Here is a 21,345-nt window from a genome sequence, read left to right as displayed (position 1 = left end):
AGATATGCCTAGTAAAAAAACAATAAGTTTATCTAAAAATTAGTTTGCTCTTCGCTAACCAACATTTCTATATTGGCAAAATGTGAATAATTTCATTAAACCTAAAATCATCTTAGCGCTGGACGACGAGCGCCCTAGTCTGGATTTAGTTCAGGCTGTCTTTCGTAGGCCAACTTGGAAATTGATCTGTTTGCAACAGGAAGATCAATTTCACAACATGGTTGCAGAGACGCAACCCGACCTGATTCTGATGGACCAGAATCTGGCTCGGCGAACCGGCATAGAACTCTGTGAAGAGTTGCGTCGCTACGATCATGAAACTCCGGTACTGTTCCTCTCTGCTGAGCAGGAAAGTGGCCGTGAGCAGGCCGCTTTGCAGGCCGGAGCACAAGGATACTTGCGGAAGCCGATTGCACCCTGTCAATTACGGCAGCAAGTCGAGAAACATCTCGCCTAAGGAATCCTTCTTCTCTCCGCCATCCGCTCGTCGGTAGCGCTTCTGACGCTACAAAATTCCTCATGGAAAAAGCTCTCCCGTTTCGTAGTTCCACAAAATTTTTTCAGGAGACCTTGGATTCCCTTCCTATCCATCTTGCTATCCTCAATGAGCAGGGAGTGATTGTTGCGGTCAACGATGCTTGGCGGCGCTTCGGCATAGCCAATCAATACAAAGATCCCAATTGGGGGATAGGATGTAACTACCTGGGAATCTGTCAAGAAGCTATTGGGCCCCAGACAGAAGATGCGAGAAATGTAGCTGAAGCGATCCAGCAATTGCTGTCTGGGGAGAGGAACTCTTTTCAAGTAGAGTATCCCTGCCACAGCGATACGGAACAACGCTGGTTTTCACTATCCCTCACACACTTCAGTTTCGATGAGCGTACCTGGATGGTGGCTACCCATGAAGACATTTCACAAAGTGCCCTGACAGAGCAGGGACTACAACTTCGAAACCGAGCTATGGCAGCTGCTGACGAGGGGATTACAATCACAGATGCAACTCAGAATGGAAATCCAATCATCTATGCCAACAGCGGATTTTTAAAAATTACTGGCTATGAACTAGACCAAGTGCTGGGTCACAACTGCCGTTTCCTTCAGGGCCCAGAAACAAACCAGAACACTATTGAAACAATCCGCCAGGCGCTTCGTACCAAGACCTCGTGCACGGTCGAGTTGCTGAATTATGCCGTTGATGGACGCCCCTTCTGGAACAAACTTTCCATTACCCCTATCAAAGATGAGGGAGGACAAACTACACACTACGTTGGAATTCAGTCAGACATCACCGAAAAAAAGCAGATGGAGGCGACCCTCCGTCAGCGGACAGAAGAATTGGAGGAACTCAATGCTCGGCTCGTAGATTCTGAGCAGGCGCTGATGAGACAAAACGCCAATAAGGATAAATTCTTCTCAATCATCTCCCACGATCTGAAGAGTCCCTTTCATTCGATTTTAGGCTTTGCTGAAATTCTTTCTAGTGATCTTTCTGACTTCACGCTAGAAGAAATTCGGTCTTACGGAAACCACATTCATGTAGGTGCGCAGAACTTGCTCAACCTACTTGAAAACCTGATGCAATGGACCCGGTTGCAGTCGGGTCGTATGGGCTATCAACCAGAGCCACTTTTGCTGCGTGAGCGAGTTGAAATGGTGCTAAGCCTCCTGCAGGGCAACCTGTTGGCTAAGAAGATCCATTTTGACTGTTCACTAGATCCTGAGATGCTGGTCTACGCTGACCGTACCCATCTTTCTTTGGTGATGCAGAACTTGATCTCTAATGCAATCAAGTTCACTCAGGCACAGGGAAAGATTCAGGTCTATGCGAGTCAGCAGGATGGGATGATCATCATTTGTGTCGCAGACAGTGGTGTTGGGATTGCTTCCCAGCGCCTGAGTGACCTGTTTCAGATCGAGACCTCATTTTCCACAGTTGGCACCGCCAATGAAAAAGGCACTGGACTGGGGTTGATTCTTTGTGACGAGCTTGTTCGTGAGAATGGTGGACAGATCTCGGCTGAGAGCACCTTGGGCGAAGGCTCTCGTTTCTATTTCTCGCTCCCGTCCTCGATTCGGGCACTGGCAGTTCTCGATGAAGATTCCCACACCAAACAAAACTGAGCAACTAACTTTCATCCTTAAGGAGTTTTCATGATTGCTGATTCACCTATCAGTGTACGGAAGGTATTTTATGTTCTCACGATTCTCTATCTCGGTATGCTGGCCGCAGTTACTCCGATCTACCTGGAAATTCTATGGACTCTAGTCATTGGTGCACCACTCATTCTACTCGGTCTCCGTGATGTCTTTCAGAAATCACAAACTGTTCCTCGAAACTTCCCAATCATTGGCCACCTGCGCTACCTGCTGGAAGAAATCCGCCCCGAGCTTTATCAGTACTTTGTTGAATCTGACACAGGAGGCCGCCCCTTCAACCGTTTGGAACGAAGCCTAGTCTATCAGCGTGCCAAAAATGCCCGAGACACGGTGCCTTTCGGAACTCAACAAGATGTTTACGAAGTGGGCTATGAGTGGGTCAACCACTCGCTAAAGCCTGCTCACTTGGACCAAACCGATCTGCGTGTCGCAGTGGGTGGACCGGATTGTAAACAGCCCTACTCGGCCAGTCTGCTGAACGTCTCTGCAATGAGTTATGGTTCTCTGAGTGCTAATGCCGTACTGGCTCTCAACAGTGGCGCCAAAATGGGCAACTTTGCTCATAACACCGGAGAAGGGGGGATTTCGAAATTTCATCATCAGGGAGGTGGTGATCTGATCTGGCAGATTGGTACAGGTTACTTCGCCTGCCGCAACAATGATGGGAGCTTCAGCGCTGAAAAATTTGCAGAGAAAGCATCTCAGGACCAGGTAAAGATGATTGAGATAAAGCTCTCTCAGGGAGCCAAGCCTGGACACGGTGGAATTCTACCTGCAGCTAAACTAACCAAGGAAATTGCAGAAATTCGTGGTGTTCCGATGGGGCAGGACGTCAATTCACCCCCGGGGCATTCAGCTTTCTCAACTCCCTTGGAATTGATGGAATTTGTTCAGTTACTGCGAGAGAAATCAGGGGGCAAGCCGGTCGGCTTTAAGCTCTGTGTGGGTAAACGACGTGAATTTCTGGCCATCTGTAAGGCGATGCATGAAACTGGGATCAAGCCTGATTTCATTACTGTCGATGGTGGAGAGGGCGGAACCGGTGCAGCCCCACTGGAATTTACTAACAATATTGGTAGCCCTCTGAGTGAAGGTTTGATCTTTGTACACAACGCACTCACTGGATTTGACCTCCGTAAGGATATTCGAGTCATCAGCAGCGGCAAGGTGATGTCAGGCTTCGGCATCGTCAAGCGTCTGGCGCTTGGGGCTGACCTCTGTAACTCAGCTCGGGCAATGATGATGGCGCTTGGTTGTATTCAAGCACTCAAGTGCAACACGAATCGCTGCCCAGTGGGAGTTGCGACGACAGATCGGACACTGATGTATGGTTTAGACCCATCAGACAAGAAAGTGCGTGTCTATAACCTGCACAAGAATTTGGAGAAGAGTGTCTGCGAGATCATTGGAGCAATGGGTCTGAAAGATACAGACAATCTGCGACCTTGGCATCTGATGCGACGGGTCAGTTCGACAGAAATCAAGCACTACGGGGAAATCTACGAATATCTGGAGCCAGCTAGTTTGCTACAGTCTGACATGCCCAAATCCTATGCACGTGCAGTCGCTTCTGCACAATCTTCTTCTTTCGATTCTGTCCGGCACTAAATCTGATGGAGCCAACCGTTGGTATTCTTGGCTTAGGCTATCTGGGCTCTACCCTAGCGCGTTTGGTTCCTTGGTCACCACAATCCTGGGGGACCTGCCGTACCTCGTCATATCCTGCGATTCTCACACAACAGCCGCTGCCGGTCTTACCCTTTGACTGGACTCAGACTTCTAGCTGGGAAGTCCTGCCAGTGCAATCGGCAACGCTCATCTTGACCATCCCACCCATCCGTGATTTGGAAGCCAACCGAAATCACTTACAGCAGTGGTCCGCTTGGATGCGTGAACATCGGCCAGCTTGCTCGCGCTTGCTCTACATTTCAACAACAGGAATATATCCTAAACGAGCAGGAGTCTGGACAGAGGACACTAGAGAAGAGCCAGACTCTCTTTCTGGCGAGCTACGAAAACAAACAGAAGATCTCTTAGGAGAGACGTTCGATTTACAGGTGGTTCGTCCAGGAGGTATCTACGGCCCCAAACGTAATCTCTGGCAACGACTGCGCAATGGCCAAGCAATGCCTATGTCTCCACACCAGCCTACTCACCGTATTCATGTGGAAGATCTCGCACGGTTGATACACCTGCTGATTTTGCAGCCAGAACTACCTTCCTGCATTAATGCTGTCGATCATCAATCACTACCCTCACTGCGAGTTGCTCAGTGGTGTGCGAAACAACGTCCAGCAGCCTTGTCACCAGAAAATCATGGGTTGCTTGCTGAGCCTGAGGCAGCTGTCACCTTCCTCGAGCGTAGAATTTCAAATCAGCGTCTCCAATCTACAGGACTGTTGCTGCGCTATCCCACTTATCAGGAAGGCTATCATTCGTTATTGGATGAACCATTCAACCAATTCCGAGCCTGATCCTCACTGATCACAGGGACTTTCAACTTCTTAGCTTTCTCCAGCTTGGAACCCACTTTTTCTCCAGCCAAAACATAATCTGTTTTCTTAGAAACACTCCCAGAAATCCGGGCTCCTGCGTCTTCCAGGCGCTGTTGCCAAACATCTCTTGGCTCCGAGAGCGTTCCTGTAAGCACCACGGTTTTTTCTTTTAGTAGTGAATCAGGAGCCTGTTGCACCTGTAGTTCCTGTGGTCTTACCCCAGCGTCCCAGAATTCCTGAAGCAATGCTTTGGTTTCTGTACTACGGAAGTAGCGGGCCACACTTTCAGCGATCACTGGGCCAATCTCATGGATTGCTGCAAATTCTTCCTGATCTGCTTGTTGAAGAGCCTCCAATGAACCGTAGTTGCGTGCCAGCAATTGGGCAGTCTTTTCACCCACATGAGGGATACCGAGCGCGTGCAAAAAGCGAGGGAGTGGTCTTTGTCTTGATTGGTCGATGGCTAGCACCACATTCTGTGCAGACTTGAGTCCCATCCTTTCCAAGGGTGTCAAGTCTTCGATCTGTAATCGGTAAAGATCCGCAGCACTCCGTACCAATTGGCGATTCAGTAGTTGATCCAGTAGTGCTGGACCGACGGCATCAATGTCCATTGCTCGGCGAGAGACAAAGTGTAGTAACCGTTCTTGTAGCTGTGAGGGACATTCCGGATTTGGACAACGCCAGTCGATCTCACCTGGGTACTGAATTGCTAGGCTGTCACAGGCTGGACAGGCTGTTGGTGGATCAATCGGCCTAGATTCACTCACAGGAGCAGGCAGGTGCACAGCCACGATTTTTGGGATGATTTCTCCCCCTTTCTCCACCAGCACCTGATCTCCCAAGCAGAGCTGAAGTCGCTCAATCTGATCGTAATTATGCAAGGTTGCTCGCGACACCGTCGTCCCATTCAATTCCACTGGATCCAGAAGAGCCACTGGAGTGAGAACTCCTGTTCGGCCTACCCCGATTTCAATCTCACGCAGTGTGGAAACTGCTTGTTCTGCAGTAAACTTGAAGGCGACAGCCCAGCGTGGAGATTTGGCAGTCATTCCAAGAGCTGCCTGGTCTTCCAATGAATTCGCTTTCAGCACAATCCCATCCACATCGTAATCGAGGTGACGACGCTCACTCTCCCAATGTTCCAGAAAGTTCTTGACTGAATCCCAGTCGTGTAAGAGGCGTGTCACTGGATTGATTGGGAAACCCAGCTCTCCTAGCCACTGAAGATTGGCATAGTGAGAGGTTTTATTTGAGCCCTGAGCAACTGCATAAATCAGGATTTGCAACCGACGGCGACGAACTTCTGCTGTATCCAACAGCCGCAGTGTGCCTGCAGCTGCGTTACGTGGATTTTTGAAGAGAGGTTCACCCTCTGCTTGCCTTCGAGAATTGAGTTTTTCAAAACTGAGATGGGGCAGATAAACCTCTCCACGGACTTCCAGATTGATTGGCTCTGGCAACTGTAATGGCAGATTGGCAATTGTCAGCAGGTTTGGAGTGACCTCATCCCCAACTTGGCCATCCCCTCTGGTGACCCCAGCTTCCAGACGGCCTCGTTCATAAATCAGCGATACCGCCAGTCCGTCAATCTTCAATTCGCCGACATACTCTACTTGGGCTACCTCCAGCAGGCGTCGTAAGCTAGTGTCCCAATTTACAACTTCTTCAAGAGAATAGGCATTGCCCAGGCTGAGCATTGGAATTCGATGGGAACGTGAGGGAAAAGTGCTCAGTGGAGTTGCGGTGATACGCAGCAGGGGAGAGGAAGGATCACGAAGTTCTGGATAGCTGGCCTCCAGTTGCGCCAATTCCCTTACCAGAGCATCGAAACTCTCATCACTAATCGTGGGAGTACTCAGATAGTAGCGTACGTTGTGCCCATGGATTAACTCAGTGAGCTCCTGCATACGCTGGACAGTGGACGCCTGTGTCATGTTGGTTTGGTTGGGATTTCAGTGCGGGATGTGACGAACAGGTGGATCTTTAGGGATCAAGCGGCTCCCAGAACTTGAGGGCCTGCTTGTTGATGACCTTGCCGTCACGCAGACCAATCCAGGCTGGAGTGTGCCAGCGGACTGTCTCGACAAGGGTATCTCCATCCAAGAACACCAATCGTAATTGCTTACGATCGGTGATAGCTTGGCTCAGTTGGATCGCTTCATAATCCTGAACAATGGGACGGGCCATTTCATGGACGGGGCTGTCGAAGTTCCTGAACAATCCGCTCAACGATCTGAGGCATTGCATCTGCGACAGCTTTCTGTACAGATCGTGTAATCATACCCTCAATCACTGTATCTAATGATCCCATGCCTGCTGGAACTTCGGTCGCTGTCGAAGTAGCAACGGCAGGAGTTTCTACTGGTGGTGGACTATCGGATTCATCTTCCAGAGCCTCTACTGCATCACCCCAGTCCTCAAACGTCTCTTCTTCCAAAACCTCTGGCTCACCTTCAGCCATTAGGTCACCAGACATCTCGTCATCCAAGGTAACCAGTGCTCCATCTTCTGGTATTTCTATCAATTCAACCTCTTGCTGTTCCAAATCTGCCATCTCCTGATCAAGATCTTCCAGCTCGCTGAGCATTGACTCTGCTGCCAGTTCATCCTCCTCATCAACTTCTTCTGAAGAATCCACCTCCGCAGCAGCTAAGAATTCGTCCTCAACAATCGGCAGTTCAATTTCTTCTTCAGGAGCAATCTCTTCGACAACTGGAGCAGGGGGCTGTAACTCTTCAAGATCTTGCTCAAAGACCTGGCGTCGCCACTTTTTCTTCTCAACAACCGGAGTCTCTTCTTTAATGACTTCTTCCTGTGCTGGCTCGGGTTCTGTCACATCTGTTTCCTCAGCAGCATCCAGCAGAAGCAAGTCTGCTTCGGCAAACAGATCCGGATGTTCTACCTCATCTGCTGACAAGTTATCTTCCTCTTCTTCAACTGATAGATCTATTGCTGAGGAGTCCGGAAGCTCTTCTTCAACTAGGGTAAACTCTTCCTCTTCGGGCTCTAGCACCAACTCATCGTCTTCATCCAGAGTGAGGCGGAATTCTTCCAATTCTTCATCATCAGCACCGATAGCCAGTGCTGCTGTTGCCTCAAAGTCTTCTATTACTGCGGCTAGTCCTCCGTCACCCGTTGCTTCTCCTGATTCTGTGAGCAACACACTATCATTGTTCGTCAGTGTTTCTGCTAGTTCCTCATCTTCTAGAGTGGTAGCAGCCAGATAATAGTCCATTTCGCGCACATTCGGAGTGTAGCGAGTACGCAAGGGTCCCTGGATGACCTCTATCGTTGACAAAGCAGGCAGTACCGGATCAAAATCATTCTCATTCAGCGAAAGGGGAGTGACATCGTCGCGCAGAACCTGATCCACATCAGGAGTTCGGCTCCAGATATCCAAATCAACATCGAAATCGTTTTGATGAATATCAACGTTTTCCATTATCAGCCCCTGTGCTGAGGTGATAATCGGTCCACGATAAGCATCTTTGACTGGAGGTGACACCGCAGGCACAACCGTTGGAGTAGCCTCTACCGCTGCTTTGGCGGCTACAGCGGCTTCCTTCCAATCATCTTCATCGATTTCTTCGAAGAGAGCAAAATCAGCTTCGTCCTCCTCCAGTTCGTCCAGAGCAAGTGCCACATCTTTTGTTTCAGCAAGTTCTTGAGAAGAAACTTCAGCAGGTTCTTGCCAGTCACCAACCAGCAGTTCTTCCTCTTCTTCATTCATTTCCAGTGGTGGAATCTCCATATCATCATCTCCCTCCACGGAAGAAAGTGGTTCCTCCCATTCCTCTGCCAACATTGTTAGATCCTGTTCTTCGTCCAACTCCAACGGTGGAATCTCAAATCCGCTATCGTTTGTTGTGGACTCAAGTTCTTCTGAAGCATCTGTATCCAGTTCTTCCTCTTCAGACCATTCTGCCGCAGGAGGAATATCAAAAGCACTATCCGAGTCTGTGAAGACAGGCTCTTCTTCAGGATCTCCCAATCCTTCCGTAGACTCCTCTGCTGAAGAGTCGAGAAGTTCTTCGTCCTCATCAAGATCTAAATCCAGATCAGCGAAGGGTCCCTCCGATTCTTCTAAATCCAGATCCTCTCCAGCAGCAGTATCTGTTTCAGCTTCGTCTGTTAGAGTTTCCTCAATCTCATTTTGTTCGGAATCCATGATCTCACCTTCAAGATCGACCAAACTCAGTCCTTCATTTGCATTCAGGACCATATCATCGTGTTGAACCAGACCGGGCTGCTCTTCCATCGCAGCCTCTGCACCGAGTAATTCATCCAATGACTGAATCTCTTCATCTTCATCGGATGAATCAGTCTCTGCGGATAACGCTATTTCTGTTTCTTCCGCACCAAGATCTTCTGCTACTGCTACAGACGGAACGATCTCTATTTCGTCTGCATTCAAATCTTCTTCCTCTGCAATGTCCTCTGCAAAATCTACATCCGGAACAGAATCCTCTTCCACCACAGGAGGGTGGATTTGCTTGGGAGCAGCAGCTTGATCAGACACATTGGGCAAGCTCACTGGGGACTCTTCATCGAGTTCATCTTCTTCTGGCAGTTCACCTGTTGCAGAGCCGCTCCAACCAGTATCTTCATCGAACATCGTCTCATCCACTGACTCGCCATTGTCCTGAATCAGACCAAGCATCTCATCATCAAAGACATTGACTTCTTCTGCAGAATCCAACGGTTCACTCTGCAGTTCCACACTGGGCAGATAGCGCTGGATGTGTTCCTGCAACGTTGCTGCCTCGAAAGGCTTGCGAATCATCCCTTGAAGCCCAAATTGCTCCAGCAGAGACTCGTTGACATCATCTCTGGCGTTAACTAGCAACACCTTGGGCACCTGACTCAGAGACGGGTGCTGCTGCAGTTGCCGACAAAGGGCGTAGTCTTGCTGCTGGTCAGCGTTGCTGATGAAGATCAGGCTGGGAGAATAACGATCTGCCAACTGCAGGAAGGCATCAGGGCGACTCTCCTGCCAAAGCTCGACCTGATCACTGATCGTCGAGGCAATCAGTCCTTGTATTGCCTTATTTTCTTCAAAGACCAGGACTGAATTTGACATCTCGTTTCCTTAGGGCGTTTCCAGGTACAAATGGCCTTCCAATTGCCTATGAATCAGCTTGGAAGAGACGAAGACTAGCTGATCTTCCTCGGTTTTTCCAGTACTATGCCTTCTGACAAGAGCACTCCCAAAAACCGTGGATTTCTAACGAAGGCAGGTCTATCTTCTCAGGATCAGTTCCAACAACCAAGGATGATCTGCTGGCTGCGGACAATCTGCAATGATTAATCTCTCAGAGTAGGCAAAAACTGCTGCACTTTCATGTTTTCCATTCTTTCACGATACCTTGCCCTTGAGTTCCTGCGTTTTTTCGCTCTCTTCCTGTTGGCTTTCGTAGCCATCACCTCACTGGGCAACCTAGTCAACGATCTCAATCAAGCCTTTGACAGCTGGTCCAGCTTTTTAGCATTCCTACGTCAGACAGCTCTGTTGCTGCCCTTGTTGCTGGAATTGACCACTCCTGTAACGGTGCTACTCGCAACCATTACAGCGTTCAGCACACTCAGTCGAACCTCAGAAGTGATTGCTATGCGAGCGGTCGGGGCTGGCTCCTGGCAGTTAATTCGGCCCTTCCTGATTACTGCCTGTGGTATAGCGATCGCTGGTTATTTATTGCAGAATTATGCTCAGCCCTGGATGCAGAAACACTGGGGTAATGCAGGAGTGGCTACCGGTTTGCCGGCACAGTGGAAGCTAGACGGTGATCAAGCTATTGTATATTTTGGTCCACGTCAACCTGACGGTGAGGTTGAGCAATTGGCTCGCTTCTCTTGGCTACGAGAGCCCCGGCATCTACTTCAGGAATCCTTACAGGCCAACAAAGCGCAACGAAAACCGGAAGGCTGGGAACTACAAGCTGTTGCTGAACGGCAATTCGATGAATCAGGAATGCGATTGGAAGAACAGGAATCACGACAACTATCCACCAGTGACCTACCACTGCTCTCCTTTCAGCCGCGCAGAGATCCACACTATCTTCCAGTGCTAGAACTCTGGCAAGATATTGAACAACGACAACAGGAAGGCTTGGACACTACGAGCCACTGGGTTGAATTGTTTCAGAAACTAGCCTACCCAGCCCAACTTTTCCTGATGGTTGCCTTGGGCGCCCTGTTGGCAGCAACTCATCATCGCCAGAGCAAGGCAGCTGAGTCCCTAGCAATCGCTGTGTTTCTTGGCATCATCTCCTGGATTCTCAACCAAATCTTTCTGGCAGTCGGTCACGCAGGGGCCTTACCACCTTTTCTGGCAGCGTGGGGCAACTGCCTACTATTCCTAGTTCTGATCCTGGCACTTGCCCGATGGAGCCGGAGCTAGTGCCTGGCTTTTGGCTTGCCCTAAGGCACAAGGCTCAGTAGAAATCACAGGTTGACAACTGCCCTTCATTTGCTTTCCTGCCCGGAGAATGATCTTGGAACGCTACCGTCTGGACAACCCCTTTGCGACAAAACAAACCGAGTCAGATGCTTCCGTCTCGACCTATGCTCGGATGGTACAACGTGGTCAGGAGTTGATCGAATTACCTCGTCGAGGAGGTGGACCAGACCGGATTCGGACACAGCATAGCAAGGATCGGATGACGGTCTGGGAGCGTATCCGGGTCCTGACTGAACAGGAACCCCACATTACTTTTCAGAATTGGGGCCCTCAACTCGATGGAGCTTCAATCGTCACAGGAATTCTTAACATCCAGGGACGTGATGTCGCCTTCTATGGTCATGATTTCACTGTTCGTGCAGGTTCGATGGACGCCACTAACGGTGCCAAGATTGCCCGTCAAATTCTGATGGCTGCCGAGCATGGAATGCCGTTGATTGGCATGAACGACTCGGCAGGAGCCTTTGTGCCAGCTGGTGTGGGTGGGCTGGATGGGTATTCAGAAGCCTTCGCGGCCATGCGTCGAATCAGCGGAATTGTTCCCTCCATCATGCTGATGTTTGGCTACAATGCCGGTGGTGGCGCCTACTTACCTCGACAAGGTTCTTTCCTGATTCAGCCTCAGCAGACATTTTTTGGCCTCACGGGCCCCAACGTTGTGCGTGAAGCACTCGGAGAAGACATCGCGCCAGATGATCTAGGTGGCCCTAAGGTACATACTCAGAGCGGAGTCGTTGACCTGGAAGCCCCAGATGAGTTGGACACCTTGCGACTGTCTTTGCGATTGCTCAGTTATCTGCCCGATAACAATCACTCACTTTCCCAATTTAGCAACTCTTTCGGTTCACTCGATGAGAAGGTGGAAGAGGAAGAAGTTCTGCTCGAAAAAACTTTTTCCAACCCAGTAACGGGCTTTAACACCCAACTGGATATGCGACTTTTTCTGCAACAAATTGTAGACCACGGGGACTATTTCGAAATTCAACCTTCCCGAGCCCGACAAGTGATCACAGCCTTTGCTCGTCTGGGTGGACATGTTGCTGGATTTATCTGCAACAATAGCGCTTTCAACTCCGGCAATATTGATGTTCATGCTTCGCGCAAGGTCGCCAAGTTCGTGCGCTTCTGTAATCTCTACAACATCCCCACTGTCTTCCTGATGGATGTTACGGGATTTGCACCAGGATCTGAGCAGGAAACTTTGGGAATTGTGCAAGCTGGTCGTGAGATGATGGACGCCATCATTGACCTGCGGGTTCCACGGCTGACGCTGATTGTACGCAACGCCTTTGGTGGTGCCTATTGTGCCTGGAACAGCTACCACATTGGTGCAGACTTTGTCTTCTCTCTACCAACTGCGCGTATCGCCGTAATGGGACCGGCTGGACGGCAGTATATTTATAAGGATGATTTCCGAAATATCCATCAGCAATATGAGCAGAACGTGGCAGCTGGAATGTCTAACTTGGAAGCAGCAGCCATTCGTGATCAAGCTCTTGCCGGACTAACCACACGCTACGAAGAGCAGCTGCTCAACCCAGAAGAGGCGCTACGGCTCGGCTCCGTTTCACAGCTGGTGCCTCCAGGTTTCAGCCGTAAAGCCCTTGGGCAAACGCTGGCCTACACAATGCGCCACTACGAACCGAAACCAATGGCTGGTGCTCACCGAGAATAGACTCTTTCTGCTACTTCGTTTCCACTTCAAGAGAGATCAAACCATGAGTTCGACTACCTTAAATAAGACCCCACTACATGACTGGCATCTGCAATCCGGTGCCTTCATGACCGACTTTGGTGGCTGGCATTTGCCAGTGCGCTATCAGAGTGATAAGCAGGAGCATCAAGCGGTTCGAGAAGCTGTGGGACTTTTTGACGTCAGCCACATGGGAGAACTGCTGGTGGAAGGGGCGAGCGCAGCGGACTTGCTGCAATACACGACCTGCAACGACATTTCAAAAATCCCAGTTGGTGCCGCACGCTACAACGCACTGACTACTCCAACAGGAGGAGCCTGGGATGATCTGCTCGTCTATCATCTGGCCGAAGAACACTACCTGCTGGTCGTCAATGCAGCCAACCAGGATCAGGATTTCAATTGGTTGCAAGAACAAAACTCTCGGTTTGGTGCCAACCTACGCAATGTGGGCAGTGACTACGCTTTACTCGCGCTGCAGGGCCCTCTCGCTGTGGATGTGCTTGAATCAATCAGTGATTTGCCTGTTCGAGACTTGCGCTACTATCGCTTTCTGGAAGGAGAATTACTCGGCTGCCCTGTGCTGTTGAGCCGTACTGGCTACACTGCCAGCGATGGATTTGAGTTATATCTGTCACCACAGCACGCAGAAGCCATCTGGACAAAACTGTTGGAAGGCGGTGCCTCTTTTGGCATCGAACCCTGTGGTCTGAGCGCACGAGATAGTCTGCGCCTGGAAGGTGGACTACATCTCTATGGGCACGAACTAGGTCAGGATATTTCCCTATACGAAGCGGGACTGGGTTGGATCATCAAACCTGAGAAGGGTGACTTCATTGGTAAAGAAGCCCTACTACGTTCCAAAGAGAATCCACAGCGCAAGCTGGTAGGTTTTCAGATGCAGGAATTTGGTATTCCCCGTCATGGATTCCCGATCCTGAATCAAGAAGAGCAGACTGTTGGCAGCGTGACGAGCGGCCTTCTTTCGCCAACACTCAACGCTCCTATTGGGATGGCTTATGTTCCCACGGAGTTGTCCGAGATCGGCAGCACCTTCCTTGTACAGGTGCGTAAGCGACGGCTAGCTGCAGAAGTTGTGAGGTTGCCTTTTTATCAGATTTCCCGCTCTACTTGATTTTTTTCTGGACAAATCGGTTTCTCTGTTTAGGATCTGTTACTAATTTGTTTATGGCAGGTAACTGCTGGCTTCCAAGGTGGAATTGATGCCCAAGAGGGAAAATGTCTCAGACCCCGTCAGATCTTAAATATACGCGTGAGCACGAATGGATTCGGCTAGATGGCAACCAGGCCGAAATTGGTATTACCTTCCATGCGCAAAAGTCGCTGGGAGACATTGTCTATGTTGAGCTTCCCTCGGTTGGTGATGAGTTGGAAGCTGGCGAAGAATTTGGCACTATCGAATCTGTCAAAGCTGTCTCTTCATTGTTCTCGCCTATGTCCGGCAAGGTAACTGATATCAATTCAGAGCTTGCTGATCGACCAGAGACGATCAACGAAGATTGTTACGATGAAGGCTGGTTGATCCGTGTAGCACTCAGCGAACCGGACGAGCAAGACAACTTGCTGGACGATGAAGAGTACGATCAGTTTGTGCTCGAAGAAGCCGGTTGATTGCCGACTACTTTCATCTTACCCACCTCTGTTTCGGACTTTCCCGCCCGTTCCAGTCGTCTGTATTTGATTCACAATGACCCCTCACAATCTTAAAGACTGGACACGGGCTCGCCTGCGCGACTGGTTCTCCGAGCACAACGAACGCCCTTTCCGAGCAGACCAAGTCTTCACCTGGCTCTACCAAAAAGATGTCAGTGACTGGGACGGAATGAGCAACCTGGCCAAGTCCACCCGTCAATTGCTGATCGACAACTTCCACCTTCCCCGCCTGACCCGAGTTGCAGAACGAGTTTCGCAGGATGACTCACGCAAGTACCTCCTTGGCCTGCAAGATGGTAAGACTATCGAGACTGTGCTGATGCCACACCACGATCATCATACGGTGTGTGTTTCCTCTCAGGTGGGCTGTGCGATGGGTTGTTCTTTCTGCGTGACAGGCAAAATGGGACTGATCAGGAATCTGAGCGCTGGTGAGATCGTGGAGCAAGTGGTTGAAGCTCGAAGAGACGCTACTGGATTACCACTCCGCAACATTGTCTTTATGGGAATGGGAGAACCCTTCCACAACTATGATCAGGTCATGACGGCCTTGGAGATTCTCACTGATGAGTACGGCTTCAACTTCTCACAGCGCCGTGTCACAGTCTCAACCTCTGGACTGGTGCCTCAGATTCGCCGTTTTGGTCAGGAACGAGTCAAGGCGAACCTGGCGATTTCACTGAATGGTTCCTCCGATACGGTTCGTGGGCGTTTGATGCCTGTCAACAAGCGTTACAACCTGGCCCAGTTGGTTCAGGTCTGCCAAGAATTCCCACTTGAGGCCCGTAAGCGCATCACTTTTGAGTACATTCTGCTCAAGGGCATCACAGATTCAATTGATGACGCCAAAGCCTTGATCCGCCTACTGCATGGAGTGAAGTTCAAGATCAACCTGATTCCCTTCAATGCTGCACCAGACAGTGAGTACCAACGCTCTGATTGGGAGCAGATTCAGCGCTTTCAACGTTACTTGCTGGATCGAGGTGTGGTTGCAACCCTACGTATCTCCAAGGGGCAGGATATCCAAGGGGCATGTGGCCAACTACGCAGTGAACAAGGCCTAGCCGTAGAAGAGGAAGTCGGATGAAAATTCGTTTGTTTGGTGTACTGTGGAGGCTTGACGAAGAGCAGGATACGGCTCAGTCCGATCTGGATCTCGACAAGCTGCTCAAGGAACAAATCCGCTACCGTGGTAATCAGGAGCAACGGCAGGCCAAGAAAGAGATGGTCCAGCACCTACAGAAGACTGTTCTCGATCAGACCCAGATGCAGATCGACCTGCATGTACGGGGTAGGAATCAATAAGTAGCCAGTTGCTACCATTGGCAATAAGAGTGTCGAGAGAGGTTGATATTCAGGTAGCGAGAATCCTGACTCACTTCTTCGCCAAGCCAAGGTGGCTTTGCAAAGGGTTGTTCCTCATTTTCCAATTCGATTTCTGCGACCACCAAGCCCGCGTTTTCTCCGTGAAATTCATCAATTTCCCAGCACATTCCTTCATACTTCACTAGATAACGAGTCTTTTCCAGGGTTGGTGGCTCACACAATTCCTTGAGCATGTGCTCAGCATCATCCAGTGGAATTGGGTACTCGTACTCGAATCGTGAGATTTCGGAAACCATTCCCTTGATCGTCATAAAGGCCTGCTGCCCCTTCACGCGTACTCGAACGCTGCGCTGTGGGTGGCGATTCAGATACCCTTGGTGTAAAAAAGTACCCGTAGCACCCACCTTCCAGTCTTCATTGAGCAAGAGAAACTTTCGCTCGATTTCCATTCCCACAGCAAACCTCCTTCGCCGATTCAGATTGTTTTCAGAGAATTATTGGTTACCTCAGCAGTCGTCAAACAATAACATATTTAGTCGTACAAATACACGAACTTACAGCTAGTATTCTTTTCAATTGACACAAAATGCTACAAATAGTTTTGTTGTTCTCTAGCAAAATTACTGAATTTCTTGTTTGCAAACGATCAGATTATTTTTAACAATCTCCACAAACCATTTGCTTTTCCTTAAGGGCAACTGATATCTGAAGGTTAAGCTTTCTTTCTGGCAGTTCTACCAAGTACTCACTATTTTCAAATAGTTTTTGATTCGCGTATTTTATTTTTAGAAGGAAAGCCCAATTTTTTCGATAAAAAGCCTCACCAAGAAATCCAATAATTATTGGATTACATGTTTTTTATGAAACAATTATGACAGGAAAGTCAAACCTTACATGTCAAAAACTAATCCAAATAAAGTGTATGTCTTAAGATAACAAATTTTATTACTTGATTTTCACAAAAAACTTTAAGTTAAGCCAATCTAAACTAGATATTCTGTATTTCATCTGAAAAAAAAATCTTAATTTTTGAACTTTTATTGCTTGCCAAAAATACTGATCAATAAGTCAATTGATTTTACTCGCTGAAATTCAGAGACCATTTAGGGAGAAATGACACAAACCACCAACAATCCTGTTCAGATACTACAGAAAATCCAGTCGGCAAAACCGAACGTAGAAGGGATTCAACATCCCCAGGAGCTCTTTGCTCAACTTCAGCGATTAACCAAAGCTGGGATCTGGACTATTGACCTGGCCACCATGCAGATTTTGGTCAGTGAAGAGATGTATCACCTGCATGGAGTTCCTATTGGTGCAACCGTCTATTATGAAGAGTTCCTTGAAAAGATGTGTATTCCAGAGGATCAGAATATTTCCGAAAATGCACGCATCAAGGTGATTACTCAGAAGGTTGAAGTACAATTTGATTATCGAGCCATCGACCAGACTACTGGAGAGACAAAGTGGTTCTCCGCGCACGTGGCACCTCTTCTCAATGCCCAGAATGAGGTGATTGCCCTCTTTGGAACCACTCAGGACATTACGGATCGGCAACGCCAAGAGTATCAGAAAATTCAAGACCGCCTAGCCTCCATGGGAGAAATGCTCAATCTGTTGGCGCACCACTGGAGACAACCACTGAGTACGATTTCTGTTGTAGCGTCCAAATTGGAAGTTCATAATCAATTGAACAATCAGGGAGATAGCTATCTGAATGAAAACTTGGAAGAAATTCAGCGACTTTCTCAGCATCTCTCCAATACTATCAACGAGGTACGCCAAGTATTTTCTGATGTCAGACGACCTCGGAAATCAATGGATCTGGTGAATATCATCCAGGCCCTAATCGCTGACGTGCAGAAACGCTTGGAAACCTCCTCGATCCGCTGTGTCGTTGCCAACGAAGGGTTGACTACAATAACGACTCAACATGGGAATTTTATCCGTTCCATCTGCAAGGAGTTGATCCAAAATGCCATCGAAGCCTTGGAAGATCGCCAGGACAAGCTTCTCCGAGTGCTCAATATCAGGATTTCTGAGCGAGGTAGTGGTGGCTACTTGATCAAAGTGGAAGACAACGCGGGAGGAATCAATGAAGGCGGTCTCACAAAAATCTTTGAGCCCTACTACACCACCAAGATGGACCGTAATGGTACTGGCCTTGGGCTCTACATGAGCAGAATGTTAGCAATTCTTCACTTGCAAGGAAATCTGGAAGCAGAAAACACATCAGGAGGAGCCTGCTTCAAACTCTACCTGCCACAACTGGTTGATTTAGTTGACAAAGTGTCAGATAAAGACCCAGCAGCCTGAACCATCTTCCATCTATAAACGTAGAGAGGATGGTTACCAATCAGTCTTCCTCGAAGGCATTGCATCCATTGGTCACTTCTTCACGTAAACATCGTTGATTTATCTCCACAAGTTTCTACCGCTCATTGTTTCTCCACTCGGATTAGTCTGCCTACTACTCCTGATCGGCTTGTGGTGGCGTCAAATCAAATGGATCGCATTGGCGCTCGTCTTTCTATTGATCTTCTCTTTGCCTCTTACCTCTTTTCTGATTTGGAAAGGCTTAGAAGCGGAGCATCCCTACAAGTCTGTTGAAGCTCTGAAAAACCACCAAGCCGTGGTTGTTTTGAGTGGGATGCTCGATGGATTCAAAGCAGAAGAAGAGTGGGTAACCCAGTGGAATGATGCTGATCGCTTCTTTGCAGGACTTCAGGTACTAGAGGCGGGCAAGGCGGAATCGATCATCTTTACTCGTGGAAAAATTCCCTGGATGGATCTGCCACCGGAAGGAGAAAGACTCCAAGCACTGGCAATCCAAATGGGAGTTGATCCCAATCGGATTCTCTTAACAGAGATCGTCGAGAACACCGCAGATGAGGCAGCAGCCGTTCTTGAGCTGACCAAGACCCACGGAATTTCCAGCGCGATCCTCGTAACCTCCAGTTTCCATCTAACAAGGGCCCAATTACTTTTTAACCAGGCAGGGGTGGTCAATGAGGCCTATCCAACCGATTTTAAATTTCTCTATCGCCCTTATGACTGGCTCTCTTTTCTGCCAAATGCAGAAGCCTTCTTCTGGACCTCATCTGGAATTCGAGAGTACATCGGCCGCCTGTACTACTGGATCCGAACTTAACAGATTTCACCCAACCTAAGCTTTGCTTGTAGCACACAAGTAATCCTACCCATTTCAACTAGGTAGAGACCATCTCCTCACAGATCATCGTGATGGGCACTGCTAAATTTTTTGTGATAGATTGCCACAACGGCTGTAGTTGTGAGAGACTGATGTATTTTAATGTGCAATCCTAAAGCGCAGTTGCTGTAGGCGATGCCATCCCCCAGTTGATTCACTAGCTGGAACCAGTATATTTTCAATCTACGTATTTTTGCAGGAACTTGGGCACCAGGCTAAAGACACTCCGCCTCTGAATCCATAAACAACTGTCCGCATGAACAATCCACTGCTCGATTCTCTCAATGAAGCTCAGCGCCAGATCGTCCTCCACGAGCAAGGACCAGCCCTTGTGATTGCCGGGGCTGGTAGTGGTAAAACTCGGGTGATTACTCATCGGGTAGGACAACTCCTGCGAAATGGAGTACCCGCCAATTCAATCCTACTGCTGACTTTCACCAATAAAGCTGCCAACGAGATGGCACATCGGGCCTCACACTTCATGCCCGAGCAGGATCGTGGACCTCGACTACTACACGGCACTTTCCACAGTGTTGCCAGCCGATTCCTACGCCGCTACGCCACCCAAGTGCAGTATGAACACAACTTCAGCATTCTTGACAGTGGCGATTCACAGGATCTGCTTAAAGCAGCCTTGGCCGAAGTGATGGGTAAACCCTCCAAGCACTTCCCCAACGCTTCCGTACTCGGCAATGTCTTTTCCAATGCCTTCAATACGACCTGTGAGGCTGTGCTACTGGAGCAACGACCTTATACTGAACGAGATTTTGGGCTGGAAGCCTATCTGCTGCGAAGTCCCTATACTTACCTGGAACAGCACCTCGAGTCGATGCTCCAAATTCTCAAGTGCTACCGCACCAAGAAGCGACGCAATCAGGTGATGGATTTTGATGATCTATTGGAAAACTGGCTGGACCTGCTGCGTCAACATCACGACAAATTGCCACTCTGTCAGCAAATTCAGCATCTGCTGGTTGATGAATACCAAGATACCAATCGGGTTCAGGCTCAGATCCTTGACTACCTGTCTCGTCCTCATCGGAACCTGATGGTAGTGGGTGATGATGCACAGTCCATCTACAGCTGGCGTGGTGCCAACTTCCGGAACATTCTTGATTTCCCAGAATATTACCAAGCGAAGGTCTATCGGTTGGAACAGAACTACCGCAGTACCCCGCAGATCCTGCAGGTGGCGAATGAAAGCATCAATTACAACGAAGAGCAGTTCGAAAAGAATCTCTTCACTGAACTGACAGATGGGACACTCCCTCAGATCCACCAAGTCTGGGATCCACAGGCAGAAGCCGATGTTCTGCTCAAGCTGATCCTGCAGATCCACGACCAGGAGATTCCGCTGGATCAGATGGCTGTGCTCTACCGGACTCATGCCCAAGCGGCCATCCTGCAAGTTGCTCTGACCAGAGCTGGCATCCCCTTCCAGATTCATTCAGGAATCAAGTTCTTCGAACAGGCTCACGTCAAGGATCTACTGTCTTTCGTCAAGGTACTCTTCAATCCTCTGGATGAGATCTCCTGGATGCGGGTGCTAAAGCAGGTACGTAGTATTGGGAACGTCACAGCCCACAAGATCTATAACATTTTTCAGGAACAGCAAGCCGTCCGCTTGAGTCAGAATAACGAAGCTCTGCAGAAGTTGATTCCAGCCAAGGCAAGAGAAGACTGGAATCAACTGCAGGAGTGTTTTCGACAAATGCTGGTTCCGGAAACCTCTGTGTCTCGCATGCTCGAGATCGTCTACCTTAACTTCTACTGTGAAGTTCTACGCAATACCTATGAGAACGCTCCACAGCGTGAGGCTGACCTGCAATCCCTGCTGGAATTCGCTGGGAACTATCCAAATCTGGATTCCTTCCTCAATGAACTCTCGCTTGTTGGCAACAGCCTGGTCAGCGACCGAGAATCGATGGAATGGGAGGATCAGGAACACTTAACCCTGACCACGATTCATCAGGCCAAGGGACTTGAGTGGGAAGTCGTATTTCTGATCGGATTGACAGAAGGACTCTTCCCTCACCAACGCAGCATGAATAGCAACGAACAATTGGAGGAAGAACGGAGGTTGTTCTACGTTGCTCTCACCCGTGCCCAGCGACACTTAATCCTGACCGCTCCGGCTATTAGCGCCAACTACTACGGCCCCAGTCACAGCGGACGTTCTCGCTTTCTTGAAGAGCTGCCGGATGAGCTTTATGAGCAGGTCACCCATGAGCCTGACCACGCTAACTGGGGATTCTCTCGACCCTCCTTTGAGTTCTAGACGGAAAAACCATCGACAATTCTGATTAGCTGTGGTATTTATTTCAGTTTA

General features: G+C 49.1%; 17 protein-coding genes. 13 read left to right on the top strand and 4 right to left on the bottom strand.

All coding sequences use genetic code 11. The features are described 5' to 3' along the window. The first annotated feature begins 82 nt into the window (after window positions 1–82). The 4 genes from P8O70_00645 to P8O70_00630 all read left to right on the top strand — a co-directional run bounded on the left by P8O70_00645 (window position 83) and on the right by P8O70_00630 (window position 4,631). Window positions 83–457: a response regulator gene (locus tag P8O70_00645; protein ID MDG2195391.1), complete on the top strand. Its 375-nt coding sequence runs from the start codon at window positions 83–85 to the stop codon at window positions 455–457. Between the two features lie 62 nt (window positions 458–519). Next, window positions 520–2,121, top strand: a complete 1,602-nt coding sequence (locus P8O70_00640) for a PAS domain-containing protein (GenBank protein ID MDG2195390.1) — start codon at window positions 520–522, stop codon at window positions 2,119–2,121. 30 nt (window positions 2,122–2,151) lie between these two features. Further along, entirely contained in the window at window positions 2,152–3,765 is a 1,614-nt protein-coding gene (locus tag P8O70_00635) for an FMN-binding glutamate synthase family protein (protein ID MDG2195389.1), read from the top strand. Window positions 3,766–3,770: 5 nt separating this feature from the next. Continuing rightward, window positions 3,771–4,631, top strand: a complete 861-nt coding sequence (locus tag P8O70_00630) for a hypothetical protein (protein MDG2195388.1) — start codon at window positions 3,771–3,773, stop codon at window positions 4,629–4,631. On the opposite strand, the gene ligA is transcribed toward P8O70_00630, so the two are convergent. The 3 genes from ligA to P8O70_00615 are packed head-to-tail and all read right to left on the bottom strand — an operon-like array spanning window position 4,589 to window position 9,735. Next, window positions 4,589–6,589, bottom strand: coding sequence for an NAD-dependent DNA ligase LigA (ligA, locus tag P8O70_00625; protein ID MDG2195387.1), 2,001 nt, complete (start codon window positions 6,587–6,589; stop codon window positions 4,589–4,591). The two genes, P8O70_00630 and ligA, sit on opposite strands and share 43 nt — an antisense overlap. Before the next feature lie 49 nt (window positions 6,590–6,638). Further along, window positions 6,639–6,842 (bottom strand): hypothetical protein, encoded by a 204-nt coding sequence (locus tag P8O70_00620; protein MDG2195386.1) that lies wholly within the window; start codon window positions 6,840–6,842, stop codon window positions 6,639–6,641. 1 nt (window position 6,843) lies between these two features. Then, on the bottom strand, window positions 6,844–9,735 hold the full coding sequence (locus tag P8O70_00615) for a hypothetical protein (GenBank protein ID MDG2195385.1): 2,892 nt from the start codon (window positions 9,733–9,735) through the stop codon (window positions 6,844–6,846). Window positions 9,736–9,996: 261 nt separating this feature from the next. On the opposite strand from P8O70_00615, the gene P8O70_00610 reads away from it, so the two are divergent. From P8O70_00610 to P8O70_00585, 6 genes are all read left to right on the top strand, one after another. Further along, complete coding sequence (locus tag P8O70_00610; protein ID MDG2195384.1) at window positions 9,997–11,052, top strand: LptF/LptG family permease; 1,056 nt, start codon at window positions 9,997–9,999, stop codon at window positions 11,050–11,052. Window positions 11,053–11,140: 88 nt separating this feature from the next. Further along, a complete protein-coding gene (locus tag P8O70_00605; protein MDG2195383.1) occupies window positions 11,141–12,787 on the top strand; it encodes a carboxyl transferase domain-containing protein in 1,647 nt (548 codons plus the stop codon). A gap of 43 nt (window positions 12,788–12,830) precedes the next feature. Continuing rightward, a complete protein-coding gene (gcvT, locus tag P8O70_00600) occupies window positions 12,831–13,940 on the top strand; it encodes a glycine cleavage system aminomethyltransferase GcvT (protein MDG2195382.1) in 1,110 nt (369 codons plus the stop codon). Between the two features lie 104 nt (window positions 13,941–14,044). After that, the gene (gcvH, locus tag P8O70_00595) at window positions 14,045–14,437 is read left to right on the top strand and encodes a glycine cleavage system protein GcvH (GenBank protein ID MDG2195381.1); all 393 of its coding nucleotides are present in this window, start codon (window positions 14,045–14,047) and stop codon (window positions 14,435–14,437) included. A gap of 76 nt (window positions 14,438–14,513) precedes the next feature. Then, a complete protein-coding gene (gene rlmN / locus P8O70_00590; protein ID MDG2195380.1) occupies window positions 14,514–15,566 on the top strand; it encodes a 23S rRNA (adenine(2503)-C(2))-methyltransferase RlmN in 1,053 nt (350 codons plus the stop codon). After that, the gene (locus tag P8O70_00585; GenBank protein MDG2195379.1) at window positions 15,563–15,784 is read left to right on the top strand and encodes a hypothetical protein; all 222 of its coding nucleotides are present in this window, start codon (window positions 15,563–15,565) and stop codon (window positions 15,782–15,784) included. Before rlmN ends, P8O70_00585 begins: the two co-directional genes overlap by 4 nt. Window positions 15,785–15,795: 11 nt before the next feature. On the opposite strand, the gene P8O70_00580 is transcribed toward P8O70_00585, so the two are convergent. Next, the gene (locus P8O70_00580; GenBank protein MDG2195378.1) at window positions 15,796–16,260 is read right to left on the bottom strand and encodes a CYTH domain-containing protein; all 465 of its coding nucleotides are present in this window, start codon (window positions 16,258–16,260) and stop codon (window positions 15,796–15,798) included. Window positions 16,261–16,918: 658 nt separating this feature from the next. On the opposite strand from P8O70_00580, the gene P8O70_00575 reads away from it, so the two are divergent. The 3 genes from P8O70_00575 to P8O70_00565 all read left to right on the top strand — a co-directional run bounded on the left by P8O70_00575 (window position 16,919) and on the right by P8O70_00565 (window position 21,294). After that, a complete protein-coding gene (locus P8O70_00575; protein ID MDG2195377.1) occupies window positions 16,919–18,121 on the top strand; it encodes an ATP-binding protein in 1,203 nt (400 codons plus the stop codon). Window positions 18,122–18,215: 94 nt separating this feature from the next. After that, a complete protein-coding gene (locus tag P8O70_00570; protein MDG2195376.1) occupies window positions 18,216–18,956 on the top strand; it encodes a YdcF family protein in 741 nt (246 codons plus the stop codon). Window positions 18,957–19,272: 316 nt separating this feature from the next. Next, the gene (locus tag P8O70_00565) at window positions 19,273–21,294 is read left to right on the top strand and encodes an ATP-dependent helicase (GenBank protein MDG2195375.1); all 2,022 of its coding nucleotides are present in this window, start codon (window positions 19,273–19,275) and stop codon (window positions 21,292–21,294) included. Window positions 21,295–21,345: the final 51 nt, after the last annotated feature.

Source organism: SAR324 cluster bacterium, from assembly GCA_029245725.1.
Classification (GTDB): Bacteria; SAR324; SAR324; order SAR324; family NAC60-12; genus JCVI-SCAAA005.
This window is presented reverse-complemented; position numbering and strand designations above follow the sequence as displayed.